Annotated in this window: 11 protein-coding genes and 1 pseudogene; 7 read left to right on the top strand and 5 right to left on the bottom strand. The window is 54.2% G+C overall.

Annotated elements, in window-relative coordinates; all coding sequences use genetic code 11:
• Window positions 1–40 precede the first annotated feature (40 nt).
• Together znuB and znuC are read right to left on the bottom strand one after the other, a co-directional pair.
• A complete protein-coding gene (znuB, locus tag VSR74_RS00395) occupies window positions 41–826 on the bottom strand; it encodes a zinc ABC transporter permease subunit ZnuB (protein WP_347792864.1) in 786 nt (261 codons plus the stop codon).
• Window positions 823–1,578 carry a zinc ABC transporter ATP-binding protein ZnuC gene (gene znuC, locus VSR74_RS00400; RefSeq protein ID WP_347792865.1) on the bottom strand — a complete coding sequence of 252 codons (756 nt, stop codon included), beginning with the start codon at window positions 1,576–1,578 and terminating at the stop codon, window positions 823–825. Before znuC ends, znuB begins: the two co-directional genes overlap by 4 nt.
• A 77-nt stretch (window positions 1,579–1,655) precedes the next feature.
• On the opposite strand from znuC, the gene znuA reads away from it, so the two are divergent.
• The 3 genes from znuA to lpxM all read left to right on the top strand — a co-directional run bounded on the left by znuA (window position 1,656) and on the right by lpxM (window position 5,036).
• Window positions 1,656–2,612, top strand: coding sequence for a zinc ABC transporter substrate-binding protein ZnuA (gene znuA / locus VSR74_RS00405; protein WP_347792866.1), 957 nt, complete (start codon window positions 1,656–1,658; stop codon window positions 2,610–2,612).
• A gap of 15 nt (window positions 2,613–2,627) precedes the next feature.
• Window positions 2,628–3,938: a murein DD-endopeptidase MepM gene (gene mepM, locus VSR74_RS00410; RefSeq protein ID WP_347792867.1), complete on the top strand. Its 1,311-nt coding sequence runs from the start codon at window positions 2,628–2,630 to the stop codon at window positions 3,936–3,938.
• A gap of 132 nt (window positions 3,939–4,070) precedes the next feature.
• Complete coding sequence (lpxM, locus tag VSR74_RS00415; RefSeq protein ID WP_347792868.1) at window positions 4,071–5,036, top strand: lauroyl-Kdo(2)-lipid IV(A) myristoyltransferase; 966 nt, start codon at window positions 4,071–4,073, stop codon at window positions 5,034–5,036.
• Between the two features lie 109 nt (window positions 5,037–5,145).
• On the opposite strand, the gene pyk is transcribed toward lpxM, so the two are convergent.
• The gene (gene pyk / locus VSR74_RS00420) at window positions 5,146–6,588 is read right to left on the bottom strand and encodes a pyruvate kinase (RefSeq protein ID WP_347792869.1); all 1,443 of its coding nucleotides are present in this window, start codon (window positions 6,586–6,588) and stop codon (window positions 5,146–5,148) included.
• A gap of 97 nt (window positions 6,589–6,685) precedes the next feature.
• Window positions 6,686–7,590, bottom strand: a pseudogene (locus VSR74_RS00425) (MurR/RpiR family transcriptional regulator).
• Window positions 7,591–7,901: 311 nt separating this feature from the next.
• On the opposite strand from VSR74_RS00425, the gene zwf reads away from it, so the two are divergent.
• From zwf to VSR74_RS00440, 3 genes are all read left to right on the top strand, one after another.
• Window positions 7,902–9,377, top strand: coding sequence for a glucose-6-phosphate dehydrogenase (gene zwf / locus VSR74_RS00430; RefSeq protein WP_347792870.1), 1,476 nt, complete (start codon window positions 7,902–7,904; stop codon window positions 9,375–9,377).
• Window positions 9,378–9,609: 232 nt separating this feature from the next.
• Entirely contained in the window at window positions 9,610–11,421 is a 1,812-nt protein-coding gene (gene edd / locus VSR74_RS00435; RefSeq protein WP_347792871.1) for a phosphogluconate dehydratase, read from the top strand.
• A 37-nt stretch (window positions 11,422–11,458) separates the two neighbouring features.
• Window positions 11,459–12,100, top strand: coding sequence for a bifunctional 4-hydroxy-2-oxoglutarate aldolase/2-dehydro-3-deoxy-phosphogluconate aldolase (locus VSR74_RS00440; RefSeq protein WP_015964039.1), 642 nt, complete (start codon window positions 11,459–11,461; stop codon window positions 12,098–12,100).
• Window positions 12,101–12,147: 47 nt separating this feature from the next.
• Here VSR74_RS00440 and purT read toward each other — a convergent pair whose 3' ends face one another.
• Window positions 12,148–13,326, bottom strand: coding sequence for a formate-dependent phosphoribosylglycinamide formyltransferase (gene purT / locus VSR74_RS00445; RefSeq protein WP_347792872.1), 1,179 nt, complete (start codon window positions 13,324–13,326; stop codon window positions 12,148–12,150).
• A gap of 180 nt (window positions 13,327–13,506) precedes the next feature.
• On the opposite strand from purT, the gene VSR74_RS00450 reads away from it, so the two are divergent.
• Window positions 13,507–14,148: a tellurite resistance TerB family protein gene (locus tag VSR74_RS00450; protein ID WP_347792873.1), complete on the top strand. Its 642-nt coding sequence runs from the start codon at window positions 13,507–13,509 to the stop codon at window positions 14,146–14,148.
• Window positions 14,149–14,214: the final 66 nt, after the last annotated feature.

Genomic DNA, 14,214 nt, shown 5'->3' on the forward strand with positions numbered 1-14,214 from the left:
CGTTCCTGCAGGCCGGAGAAGCGCAGCGCCATCCGGCATTTCACTGAGACTGCTTCTTCATCATGCTGAAAATAAACAAGGCTGCCGCGCATAACACGACGGACGGGCCCGCAGGCGTGTCGTAAAACGCTGAGAAGGTCAGCCCACCCGTAACGGCAATCATCCCAACGGCCACGGCAATTCCCGCCATCTGCTCAGGTGTGCGGGCAAAGCGGCGCGCCGTTGCTGCGGGAATAATCAGCAATGAGGTGATTATCAATGCACCGACAAACTTCATTGCTACGCCGATGGTTAATGCTGTCACCAGCATCAACAGCAGTTTCACGCGCTGTAGCTTCACGCCATCGACAAAGGCCAGATCCGGGCTGATAGTCATCGACAGCAGGTTACGCCACTGCCAGAAGAGGATCGCCAGCACGATAACCACGCCAATGGCGATGGAAACCAGATCTTCCGGCGTCACCGCCAGCAAGTCACCAAACAAATACGCCATCAGATCAACGCGAATGTTCGACATCAGGCTGACCACGACCAGACCCAGCGACAGCGCGCTATGCGCCATAATCCCCAGCAGCGTATCCACCGCCAGGTGAGGGCGTTTTTCCAGCCATACCAGACCGCCGGCTAACAGCAGCGTCACCGCAATCACCGCATAAAAAGGGTTTACATCCAGCAGCAGGCCAAAGGCGACGCCGAGCAGTGACGCATGCGCCAGGGTATCGCCAAAATAGGACATCCGACGCCAGACAACGAACGAACCTAACGGGCCCGCGGCGCAAGCTAACATCATCCCGGCAAGCCAGCCGGGCAATAACAATTCAATCATGAGTGACCATTTCCCCGACGCAAAACAATACGACCCTGGAGATCGTGGCGGTGGTTATGCTGATGGCGGTAGATACCGAGCTGTTCTGCGCCGCGTGGGCCGAACATAGAGATAAATTCAGGGTGCATGGAGACAACGTCCGGCGTGCCGGAACAGCATATATGGTGATTCAGGCACAGCACTTCATCGGTCTTCGCCATCACCAGATGCAGGTCGTGAGAAACCATCAGCACAGCGCAGTCAAGTTCCTGGCGCAACTGATTGATAAGGTCATAAAGCGCAACCTGACCATTCACATCCACGCCCTGGGTTGGTTCATCGAGCACCAGCAACTGTGGGCTATTGAGCAGGGCGCGGGCCAGCAGAACGCGTTGAGTTTCGCCGCCGGAAAGCTTTTGCATCGGCGCATTCAGCAGATGGCCGGCCTGTACGCGTTTCAGCGCCGGGAGGATATCCGCTTTGTGCGTCGCCGGATGCAGGCGCAAAAAACGCCCGACGGTCAGCGGTAGCGTTGCATCAAGGTGTAATTTCTGCGGTACATAACCGATGCGCAATTTACCCTCACGCTTGATCACGCCTTCATTGGGTGCTATCAGGCCTAACACCACGCGAACCAGCGTCGATTTCCCGGCACCGTTAGGGCCGAGGAGGGTGAGAATGCGACCCGGCTTCAGAGCCAGTGATATGTCAGACAACACGCGGCGTTGGCCGAATGAGACCGAAACATTTTCCAGAGTTACAAGATTCGTCATAGCAATTAGGGGTTGCACAAGGAAGAGAATGTTATAATATCACAACTCTTTCATTCATTACGATTATCAGACGCATTATGTTACAGAAAAATACGCTTCTTTTCGCTGCATTATCGCTGGCGCTCAGCAGTGCTGCCGTTCAGCGCGCGGACGCGGCTGTTGTCGCCTCTCTAAAACCGATTGGATTTATCGTTTCAGCTATCGCTGATGGCGTCACAGAAACGCAGGTTTTGCTGCCGGACGGTGCGTCTGAGCATGACTATTCACTGCGTCCATCCGATGTAAAACGCTTACAAAACGCGGACTTAGTTGTCTGGGTTGGCCCGGAGATGGAAGCGTTTATGAATAAGTCAACACAAAGTATTTCTGAAAAAAATAAAGTCACTATTGCACAGCTTGAAGGCGTAAAACCGTTGCTCATGAAAGGGGGCGATGATGACGACCATGACGATGATGAGGGCCACGCTCATGCAGGCCATGAGAGTGAAAAAGGTGACGTACATCACCATCACGGCGACTACAACATGCATCTGTGGCTTTCGCCAGAGATAGCGCGGCTGTCAGCGGTTGCAATCCATGACAAATTAGTGGAACTTATGCCGCAGAGTCGAGCCAAACTCGACGCCAACCTGAAGGATTTTGAGGCACAATTAGCCGCTGCCGATAAACAGGTTGGTCACGAGCTCGCACCGCTGAAGGGGAAGGGGTATTTCGTTTTTCATGACGCCTATGGCTATTACGAAAAACAGTACGGTTTAACGCCACTCGGCCATTTTACCGTAAACCCTGAAATCCAACCCGGTGCGCAGCGTTTACATCAGATTAGAACACAGTTGGTTGAGCAAAAAGCAACCTGCGTTTTTGCTGAGCCACAGTTCAGGCCAGCGGTCGTTGAAGCGGTCGCCCGGGGAACTTCTGTGCGTATGGGCACGTTAGATCCGCTGGGAACGAACATTCAATTGAGCAAAGAGAGTTACGCGACGTTCCTTCGTCAACTCGCGAACCAATACTCAAGCTGCCTGAAAGGAGATTAATGAGGAAGTGGATACGTGCAACAGATAGCCCGCTCTGTCGCCCTGGCGTTTAACAATTTGCCGCGACCCCACCGCGTTATGCTGGGGTCGTTGACAGTCCTGACTTTGGCGGTCGCCGTATGGCGACCATACGTTTATCACCCAACATCCAGCCCGATTGTCCGCACCATTGAGCTGGAGCAGAACGAAATCCGTTCCCTGTTACCGGAAGCCAGCGAGCCTATCGATCAGGCGGCGCAGGAAGATGAAGCTATTCCGCAGGATGAACTGGACGAAAAAACCGACACCCCTCATGAGTATGTCGTTTCAACGGGCGATACCCTCAGCAGCATCCTCAATCAGTATGGTATTGATATGGGTGATATCAGTCGCCTTGCGGCGGCGGATAAAGACCTGCGTAACATGAAAATCGGTCAGCAGCTTTCCTGGTCGCTGACGGCGGATGGCGATCTGCAGCAGCTTACCTGGGAGATGTCCCGCCGCGAAACCCGTACTTACGACCGCGTTGCCAACGGCTTTAAAATGAGCAGCGAAACGCAACAAGGTGAATGGGTTAACAGTCTGCTGAAAGGCACCGTGGGCGGAAGCTTTGTCACCAGCGCGCGTAATGCTGGCCTCACCAGTACTGAAGTCAGTGCGGTTATCAAAGCGATGCAGTGGCAGATGGACTTCCGTAAGCTGAAAAAAGATGATGAATTTGCCGTATTGATGTCCCGCGAAATGCTGGACGGCAAACGCGAGCAGAGCCAACTGGTGGGCGTTCGTATCCGCACCGAAGGTAAAGATTACTACGCGATTCGCGCCGAGGACGGTAAGTTCTATGACCGCAACGGTACCGGTCTTGCTAAAGGGTTCTTGCGTTTTCCAACCGCGCGTCAGTTCCGCGTCTCTTCAAACTTTAACCCGCGTCGTCTGAACCCGGTAACGGGCCGCGTTGCGCCGCATCGTGGCGTCGATTTTGCGATGCCGCAGGGGACGCCAGTGCTGGCGGTAGGCGATGGTGAAGTAGTGATGGCTAAACGCAGCGGTGCGGCGGGTTACTATGTGGCGATTCGTCACGGCCGGACTTACACCACCCGTTATATGCACCTGCGTAAAATTCTCGTTAAGCCAGGGCAGAAAGTTAAACGTGGCGACCGTATTGCGCTTTCCGGTAATACCGGGCGTTCGACCGGGCCGCATCTGCACTATGAAGTATGGATTAACCAGCAGGCCGTTAACCCGTTGACGGCAAAACTGCCGCGTACCGAAGGGCTGACCGGTTCCGATCGTACCGATTACCTGGCACAGGTTAAGCAGGTACTTCCGCAGTTGCGTTTTGATTAATTACGCTTAATTACTGCGCATTTAAAGCCGGTGTACTGAATGTCACCGGCTTTTTCTTTTGTACGAAGCAGTGCGCCTCGCTAAACTATTGATAAGCGTTTCGCACCAGAAGCGCCCGATCCTGGAATAAGCATGGAAACAACCAAAAAGAGTAACGAATTTATCCCCGAATTTGAAAAGTCTTTTCGCCACCCGCAATACTGGGGGGCCTGGCTCGGCGTGGCGGCATTTGCTGGCGTAGCTTGTCTGCCGCCGCGTGTTCGCGACCCGCTTCTGGGCTCATTGGGTCGGCTGGCCGGGCGTCTGGGTAAAAGTGCGCGTCGTCGGGCGCAAATCAATCTGCGCTACTGCTTCCCGGAAAAGAGCGATGCGGAAGTGGAGTCAATCATTGATGGTATGTATACCACTGCCCCACAGGCGATGGCGATGATGGCGGAACTGGCTATTCGCGGGCCAAAGAAGATTTTGCCGCGTGTGGACTGGCAGGGAAAAGAAATTATCGACGAAATGCACGAGAAGGGTGAGAACGTCATTTTCCTCGTGCCACACGGCTGGGGCGTTGATATTCCGGCGATGCTGATGGCGTCGCAGGGGCAGAAAATGGCCGCCATGTTCCACAATCAGGGCAACAAGGTGTTCGATTACGTATGGAATACCGTGCGTCGTCGCTTTGGCGGGCGTCTGCATGCGCGCAATGACGGCATCAAACCGTTTATTCAATCGGTGCGCCAGGGATATTGGGGCTACTATCTACCGGATCAGGATCATGGCCCGGAGCATAGTGAATTTGTCGATTTCTTCGCAACCTATAAAGCGACCCTGCCGGCGATTGGCCGTTTGATGAAGGTGTGCCGCGCGCGCGTCGTGCCGCTGTTCCCGGTTTATGATGGTAAAACGCATCGCTTAACGATTCTGGTACGCCCACCGATGGATGACCTGCTGGAGGCGGATGACCACACCATCGCGCGCCGGATGAACGAAGAGGTGGAGATTTTTGTTGGCCCGCATCCGGAACAGTACACCTGGATCCTGAAGCTGCTGAAAACGCGCCGTCCGGGGGATGTGAAGCCCTATAAGCCGAGCGAGACCTATCCGTAACGCATTCAGTGCCGCCCGATAAAAAAAGCCTCTTCAGTGTATTGAAGAGGCTTTAGTTCGTTAAATACCCGGAAGCGAAGCCCCCGGGCAACTTCTGTTGAGCCGAATATCAATCGACGGTCAAAATACGTGTGGTATTGGTTGAGCCCACCGTATCCATTACATCGCCCTGCGTAACGATGACGAGGTCTCCGGCGACCAGATAGCCTTTGTCGCGCAGCAGATTAACGGCTTCGTGCGCCGCCGCAACGCCGTCGCTTTCGCTATCGAAATGTACCGGCGTTACGCCGCGGTAGAGCGCGGTCAGATTCAGCGTGCGCTCATGACGAGACATGGCGAAAATCGGCAGACCGGAGGTGATACGAGAAGTCATCAGCGCGGTACGGCCAGATTCGGTCATGGTGATGATGGCGGTGACGCCTTTCAGATGGTTGGCCGCATACATGGCAGACATCGCAATCGCTTCTTCCACGTTGTCGAACTGAACGTCCAGACGGTGTTTAGAGACGTTGATGCTTGGGATTTTTTCCGCACCCAGACAGACGCGCGCCATCGCCGCGACGGTTTCAGAAGGATACTGACCCGCAGCGGTTTCCGCAGACAGCATCACCGCATCGGTACCATCCAGCACGGCGTTTGCCACGTCCATCACTTCGGCACGGGTCGGCATTGGGTTGGTTATCATCGACTCCATCATCTGGGTCGCGGTGATGACCGCACGATTAAGCTGACGCGCGCGACGAATCAACGCTTTCTGAATGCCAACCAGCTCCGGATCGCCAATTTCAACGCCCAGGTCGCCGCGGGCAACCATGACGACATCGGAGGCCAGAATGATGTCATCCATTGCATCCTGGCTGCATACGGCTTCCGCACGTTCAACTTTGGCAACAATTTTTGCATCGCAGCCCGCTTCACGCGCCAAACGGCGGGCATAGTTCAGGTCTTCGCCGCAGCGCGGGAAGGAGACCGCCAGGTAATCGACCGCAATCGCAGCGGCCGTCGCGATATCGGCCTTGTCTTTGTCAGTCAGGGCTTCAGCCGAGAGACCTCCGCCGAGCTTGTTGATGCCTTTGTTGTTGGAGAGCGGGCCACCTACGGTCACTTCGGTGAACACTTTCATGCCCTGAACTTCCAACACTTTCAACTGCACACGGCCATCATCCAGCAGCAGGATATCGCCCGGAACAACATCCGCAGGCAGTCCCTTATAGTCGATACCAACTTTTTCTTTGTCGCCTTCACCTTTACCCAGGTTGGCGTCAAGCAGGAATTTATCGCCGATGTTAAGGAAAACTTTACCTTCTTTGAAGGTCGAAACACGGATTTTAGGGCCCTGGAGATCGCCTAAAATAGCTACGTGACGACCCAGTTTTGCCGCGATTTCACGGACTTTATCAGCGCGAAGTTTATGATCTTCCGGCGTACCGTGGGAGAAGTTCATTCGTACTACGTTGGCACCTGCGGCGATAACTTTTTCAAGGTTATTATCGCGATCTGTTGCCGGGCCTAACGTGGTAACGATTTTGGTTCTGCGAAGCCTTCTGGACATGTAATACTCCGTTAACTTAAACAACCAGGTGTTGCGTGAACATGGATTCGGCGCTTTTTGCCGAATGTCTAATCAAAATACATCTTATTAACGACTTTTATTGGTTATCGCTGTGTGTCATACCTTCTTTATCAAACCGCGATTCCTTCAATGCTTCTTTGACTCGCTTCAAGTTATCCCTGAATTTTGCCCCCCGGCGCAGCGTAAAGCCCGTTGCCAGCACATCAATGACCGTAAGCTGCGCCAGCCTGGAAACCATCGGCATGTATACGTCAGTGTCTTCCGGCACCTCAAGTGTAATGGCGAGCGTGGCTTCGCGCGCGAGCGGGGTATGAGCGGAGGTCAGGGCTATCACCATAGCATCGTTTTCCCGCGCCAGTTGCGCCAGTTCAACGAGGCTTTTGGTTCTGCCCGTGTGAGAAATAAGCACAACGACATCATCTTCGCTACAGTTCATGCAACTCATTCGTTGCAGGACGATATCATCGGAATAGACCACCGGCACATTGAAGCGAAAGAATTTGTTCATGGCATCGTGCGCAACGGCGGCAGAAGAACCCAGTCCGAAAAATGCGATGCGCTTGGCCTGGGTCAGGAGATCGACCGCCCGGTTAACCGTTGCCATGTCCAGGGACTGGCGCACATGCGCAAGGCTTGCCATTGCGGACTCGAATATTTTTCCCGTATAGGCCTCTACGCTGTCATCTTCATCGACATTACGATTAACATACGGTGTACCGTTAGCCAGACTTTGGGCAAGATGCAGTTTAAAATCAGGAAAGCCGCGGCTTTCCATGCTGCGACAAAAACGGTTTACCGTGGGTTCGCTGACAGCAGCTTCCAGTGCCAGTGCCGCGATACTTGAATGGATAGCCTGCTCCGGCGCGGCGAGGATAACCTCCGCCACTTTGCGTTCGGATTTGCTAAGGTTTTCCAGTTGCGACTGAATTTTTTCCAGCATGTTCATCGTGATGGGGCGCTCATTGATTGAAACGATTCCATTAATGGGTGAAATCTGCAGGCGTTTTAGCAAGAATATACCCCTGTGGGTCGCTGAAAGGGGACAAACAGCAGCAAAAAATGTTGTTTTTTTTCATTACATGATCAACGTCGTATTTTTGCATCCCCGTCCAGGGCGAAAGAACGAACAATATTAGGGCGTTGTCCAGGTATAACCGCGCAGACATTTCCATTTGTGCGGTGAAAAGCGGTAAAAGGTTTCGGTAAGTTAGTAAACACAGTACAGTGCGGTGTAATAAAATTACAACTGTAGCCTGGCATAAGAACCAGGAAATACAACTGAGGAGAATGACATGGCGGTAACGCAAACGGCCCAGGCATGCGATCTGGTCATTTTCGGCGCGAAAGGTGACCTGGCGCGTCGTAAATTGTTGCCTTCCCTGTATCAGCTTGAGAAAGCCGGTCAGATCAATCCTGATACCCGGATCATCGGCGTAGGTCGCGCTGACTGGGACAAAGAGGCGTACACCAAAGTGGTGCGCGAGGCGCTGGAAACCTTCATGAAGGAAAAAATTGATGAAGGTTTATGGGAAACCCTGAGTGGCCGCCTGGATTTCTGCAATCTGGATGTTAACGATACCAGTGCGTTTACCCGCCTGGGCGAAATGCTGGATCAGGACAACCGCGTTACGATTAACTACTTTGCGATGCCGCCTGGAACCTTTGGCGCAATCTGCAAAGGGTTGGGCGAAGCAAAGCTGAATGCTAAACCGGCGCGCGTAGTGATGGAAAAACCGCTGGGTACTTCTCTGGCGACCTCGCGCGAAATCAACGATCAGGTTGGCGAATATTTCGAAGAGTGCCAGGTTTACCGTATCGACCACTATCTGGGCAAAGAGACGGTGCTGAATCTGCTGGCGCTGCGTTTTGCCAACTCCCTGTTTGTGAACAACTGGGATAACCGCACCATTGATCATGTCGAAATCACCGTGGCGGAAGAAGTCGGGATCGAAGGCCGTTGGGGCTACTTCGACCAGGCAGGCCAGATGCGCGATATGATCCAGAACCATCTGCTGCAAATTCTGTGCATGATTGCTATGTCGCCGCCGTCTGACCTGACCGCCGACAGCATTCGCGATGCGAAAGTGAAAGTGCTGAAATCCCTGCGTCGTATTGACCGTTCCAATGTGCGCGAGAAAACCGTGCGCGGACAGTACACTTCGGGATTTGCTCAGGGCAAGAAAGTACCGGGATATCTGGAAGAAGAGGGGGCGAACAAACAGAGCAATACGGAAACGTTTGTGGCGATTCGCGTCGATATCGATAACTGGCGTTGGGCAGGTGTTCCGTTCTACCTGCGCACCGGTAAGCGTTTGCCGACCAAATGCTCTGAAGTGGTGGTCTATTTCAAAAATCCGGAACTCAACCTGTTCAAAGAGTCCTGGCAGGAGCTGCCGCAGAATAAACTGACTATTCGTCTGCAGCCAGATGAAGGTGTGGATATCCAGGTACTGAACAAAGTGCCGGGTCTTGACCATAAGCACAACCTGCAGATCACCAAACTGGATCTGAGCTACTCTGAAACCTTCAACCAAACGCACCTGGCCGATGCCTACGAGCGTCTGTTGCTGGAAACCATGCGTGGGATTCAGGCGCTGTTTGTACGCCGTGATGAAGTGGAAGAAGCGTGGAAGTGGGTGGACTCCATCACCGAAGCGTGGGCTGCCGATCAGGATCCGCCGAAACCCTATCAGGCAGGGACATGGGGGCCAGTGGCGTCCGTTGCGATGATCACCCGTGATGGCCGCTCCTGGAACGAGTTCGAGTGAGGTCAGCCGGTAATCCCATTGGGGTATTTTACCGGTAACATGATCTAACACAGCATGTAGTGCTATTTTTACGCATTTAAGCCCCGGGTGGATTCACCCCCGGGGCTTTTTTTATTACACTATCCGCAGATGTTTGCCCCTAAGCTACAGAATACGGGGGTTTTGTGGCAGAAAATGCTAATCGAAACCTTATGTCGCTGAAGCCTGGACAGAAAAATTTTGAGGAGCTTTTATGAATCCTGTGTTGTTACGCGTAACAAATCGCATTATTGACCGCTCGCGCGATACCCGTTCTGCCTACCTTGAACGCATTAAGCGCGCGAAGACAGAAACCGTTCACCGCTCCCAACTGGCCTGCGGTAACCTGGCGCACGGTTTTGCGGCTTGTGGGGCGGAAGATAAAGCCTCGCTGAAAAGCATGTTGCGTAACAATATCGCGATCATTACCTCCTACAACGACATGCTCTCCGCGCATCAGCCGTATGAACACTACCCGGACGTTATTCGTAAAGCACTGCACAGCGTTAGCGCAGTGGGGCAGGTTGCGGGCGGCGTTCCGGCAATGTGCGATGGGGTGACTCAGGGCCAGGATGGGATGGAACTCTCTCTGCTGAGCCGTGAAGTGATTGCCATGTCTGCGGCAGTCGGCCTGTCTCATAACATGTTTGATGGCGCGCTGTACCTCGGCGTCTGTGACAAGATTGTCCCGGGCCTTGCGATGGCGGCACTCTCTTTTGGCCACCTGCCTTCCGTATTTATTCCATCAGGCCCGATGGCGAGCGGTCTGCCAAACAAAGAAAAAGTGCGTATTCGCCAGCTTTATGCTGAAGGTAAAGTTGACCGCAATGCGCTGCTCGATTCAGAAGCGGCCTCTTATCATGCGCCAGGAACCTGTACTTTCTACGGCACGGCGAACACCAACCAGATGGTTATTGAGTTCATGGGTATGCAATTGCCGGGTTCCTCTTTCGTCCATCCGGATGCGCCACTGCGCGAAGAACTGACCGCTGCAGCGGCACGCCAGGTCACTCGCATGACCGGGAATGGCAACGAGTGGATGCCGCTTGGCCAGATGATCGACGAAAAAGTCGTGGTCAACGGTATTGTTGCGCTGCTGGCAACCGGTGGCTCCACCAACCACACTATGCACCTGGTGGCCATGGCGCGCGCGGCGGGCATTATTATCAACTGGGATGATTTCTCCGAGATCTCTGACGTGGTTCCGCTGATGGCGCGTCTCTACCCGAACGGCCCGGCTGATATCAACCACTTCCAGGCTGCGGGCGGTGTACCAGTGCTGGTGCGTGAACTGCTGAAAGGCGGCTTGCTGCATGAAGACGTTAATACCGTCGCGGGCTTTGGTCTGTCTCACTACACCATGGAGCCATGGCTGAACAATGGCAAACTGGACTGGCGTGAAGGCGCTAAGGCATCCCTGGATGAAAACGTTATCGCCACCTTCGACAAGCCGTTCTCCAAACACGGCGGTACCAAAGTGCTGAGCGGCAACCTTGGTCGCGCAGTGATGAAAACGTCTGCGGTGCCGGTTGAAAACCAGGTTATCGAAGCGCCGGCGGTGGTTTTTGAGAGTCAGCATGACGTTCTGCCAGCGTTCGAAGCGGGTCTGCTCGATAAAGATTGTGTCGTTGTGGTTCGTCATCAGGGGCCAAAAGCGAACGGAATGCCAGAATTACATAAACTCATGCCGCCACTTGGTGTATTATTGGACCGTTGTTTCAAAATTGCGTTAGTAACTGATGGACGACTCTCCGGTGCTTCAGGTAAAGTGCCGTCAGCAATCCATGTTACCCCGGAAGCCTATGACGGTGGTTTGCTGGCGAAAGTTCGTGACGGCGACATGATCCGCGTTAACGGGCAGACCGGTGAGCTGGCGCTGCTGGTTGATGAAGCCGAGCTGGCCGCTCGTCAACCGCACATTCCTGACCTGAGCGCCTCCCGTATAGGTACTGGCCGCGAAATGTTCAGTGCGCTGCGTGAGAACCTTTCCGGCGCAGAGCAGGGCGCGACCTGCATTACATTTTAAGATGATACGTTTTTAGATCTGGCGAGAGAATAATCTGATGAAAAACTGGAAAACCACTGCAGAAGCAATCCTGACCACTGGCCCTGTTGTACCGGTTATCGTAGTGAACAAGCTGGAACATGCTGTACCAATGGCGAAAGCGCTGGTTGCAGGCGGTGTACGCGTTCTGGAAGTGACTCTGCGTACTGCGTGCGCAATGGACGCTATCCGTGCGATCGCTAAAGAAGTGCCGGATGCTATCGTGGGCGCGGGTACCGTAACCAACCCACAGCAATTGAAAGAAGTTACCGAAGCTGGCGCGCAGTTCGCTATCAGCCCGGGCCTGACTGACTCCCTGCTGAAAGCGGCAACTGAAGGTACTATCCCGCTGATCCCAGGTATTAGTTCTGTTTCTGAACTGATGCTGGGTATGGATCACGGCCTGAAAGAGTTCAAATTCTTCCCGGCGGAAGCCAACGGCGGCGTGAAAGCGCTGCAGGCGATTGCAGGCCCGTTCTCTCAGGTTCGTTTCTGCCCGACTGGCGGTATCTCCCTGAAAAACTGCCGTGACTATCTGGCGCTGAAAAGCGTACTGTGCGTGGGTGGTTCCTGGCTGGTTCCGGCAGATGCGCTGGAAGCGGGCGACTACGATCGCATTACTAAACTGGCTCGTGAAGCGGTAGAAACTGCAACGCTGTAAGCGTTACCGACAAAGCGAGTGAGAAGCGGGCCATCGGCCCGCTTTTTTTATCCTTTAACAAGCACCGCTGCGGCAGCCGCTTTTGCCTGTTCAATTGCGCCATCTACTGTTTCTGCGGTTGCCAGCGCCACGCCCATGCGACGTGTGCCGTCAATGTCCGGTTTGCCAAACAGACGCACCTGCACGCCAGCGCCAACGGCCAGGTTAACGTTATCAAACGTCACATTCTGGCTCTGCAAACGGGGCAGGATCACCGCCGAGGCCGATGGCCCGTACTGGCGAACGGCACCTACCGGTAAGCCAAGGAATGCGCGAACGTGCAGGGCAAATTCGGAGAGATCCTGCGAAATCAGCGTCACCATTCCGGTGTCGTGCGGACGCGGAGAGACTTCACTGAAGATCACCTCATCGCCGCAAACAAACAGTTCGACGCCAAATAAGCCGTGTCCGCCGAGGGCCAGTACCACTTCGCGGGCAATTGACTGCGCACGCTCCAGCGCCAGCTTGCTCATTTGCTGAGGCTGCCAGGATTCACGGTAATCACCATCTTCCTGACGGTGACCTACCGGGGCGCAGAAGTGTACGCCATCGACGGCGCTGACCGTCAGCAGGGTTATCTCAAAATCAAAATTCACCACACCTTCAACAATGACACGGCCTGCGCCGGCGCGCCCGCCTTGCTGGGCGTATTGCCAGGCGTCGGCAAGCTGCGCTTCAGTGCGAATAAAGCTCTGGCCTTTGCCGGAAGAACTCATCACCGGTTTGATGATGCAAGGCAGGCCAATCTCTGTAACCGCTGCACGGAACGCCGCTTCGCTGTCGGCAAAACGGTAGGCGGATGTCGGAAGTTTAAGCTCTTCCGCCGCCAGGCGACGGATGCCTTCCCGGTTCATGGTGAGCTTTGTCGCACGGGCACACGGCACAACTTTTTGCCCCGAGAGCTCCAGTTCAACCAGCATATCCGTGGCGATAGCTTCAATTTCTGGCACGATATAATGCGGCTTTTCCAGCTCGACCAGCGCCTTGAGTGCCTGACCATCAAGCATATTGATCACATGTGAACGATGCGCGACATGCATCGCTGGCGCATCGGCGTAGCGATCGACAGCAATCACTTCGATCCCCAGTCGCTGGCATTCGATGGCGACCTCCTTACCGAGTTCGCCAGAACCTAAAAGCATTACGCGCGTCGCCGCCGGACGCAGGGCTGTGCCTAATAAAGTCATTGCATTTTCCATCATCTGTCAACATTTCGCGCATTATAAACGAAAACGTTTGCGTCTGTCTTGTCATCGGCGTGAGGCGCACGTTATCCGCGTTAATTTGCGGATCTTTATGCAGCGCAGACATATCCTGACAACGACTCGCTTAGGCTGGATTGCTACTACCATTCTACGGGAGGTCATATGTCTGGCTGGCTTAATCAATTGCAATCGCTTCTTGGGCAAAAATCGGGTGAGGGGAAAAAGGATCTCAGCCAAATGTTGGTGCCGGGCGCATTGGGCGGACTGGCTGGGTTACTGGTTGCCAGTAAGTCGTCGCGTAAAATGCTGGCGAAGTATGGCACCGGCGCGCTGTTAGTGGGCGGCGGGGCGGTGGCTGGCAGCGTTTTGTGGAATAAATACAAAGATAAATTACGTGGCGACCCGCAAGCAGAGACGAAGTACGGTGAACCGGCGGCTCCGCTGGATGTGCGCACAGAGCGTCTGATTCTGGCGCTGGTGTTTGCGGCGAAGAGCGATGGGCATATTGACGCCAAAGAGCAGGCGGCGATTGAACAACAACTGCGTGAAGCTGGTGTGGAAGAGCAGGGGCGTGCGCTTATCGCACAGGCGATAGCACAGCCGCTCGACCCGGAGCGCCTGGCGCGCGATGTGCATAATGAGGAAGAGGCGCTGGAACTCTACTTCGTTAGCTGCGCAGCCATTGATATCGACCACTTTATGGAGCGCAGTTATCTCAATGCGTTGGGGGATGCGCTTAAGCTGCCAGTTGAGGTGCGCGAAGGTATTGAGCAGGATTTGCAGCAGCAAAAACAGCAACTTTGAATATCTTGTCACAGGTTTCGCTTGCATCGTCTGTCAATTTGTCCACCCTTATAGAGTGTGACTAAT

It is taken from the genome of Pseudocitrobacter cyperus (assembly GCF_039889165.1).
GTDB classification, from domain to species: Bacteria; Pseudomonadota; Gammaproteobacteria; order Enterobacterales; family Enterobacteriaceae; genus Pseudocitrobacter; species Pseudocitrobacter cyperus.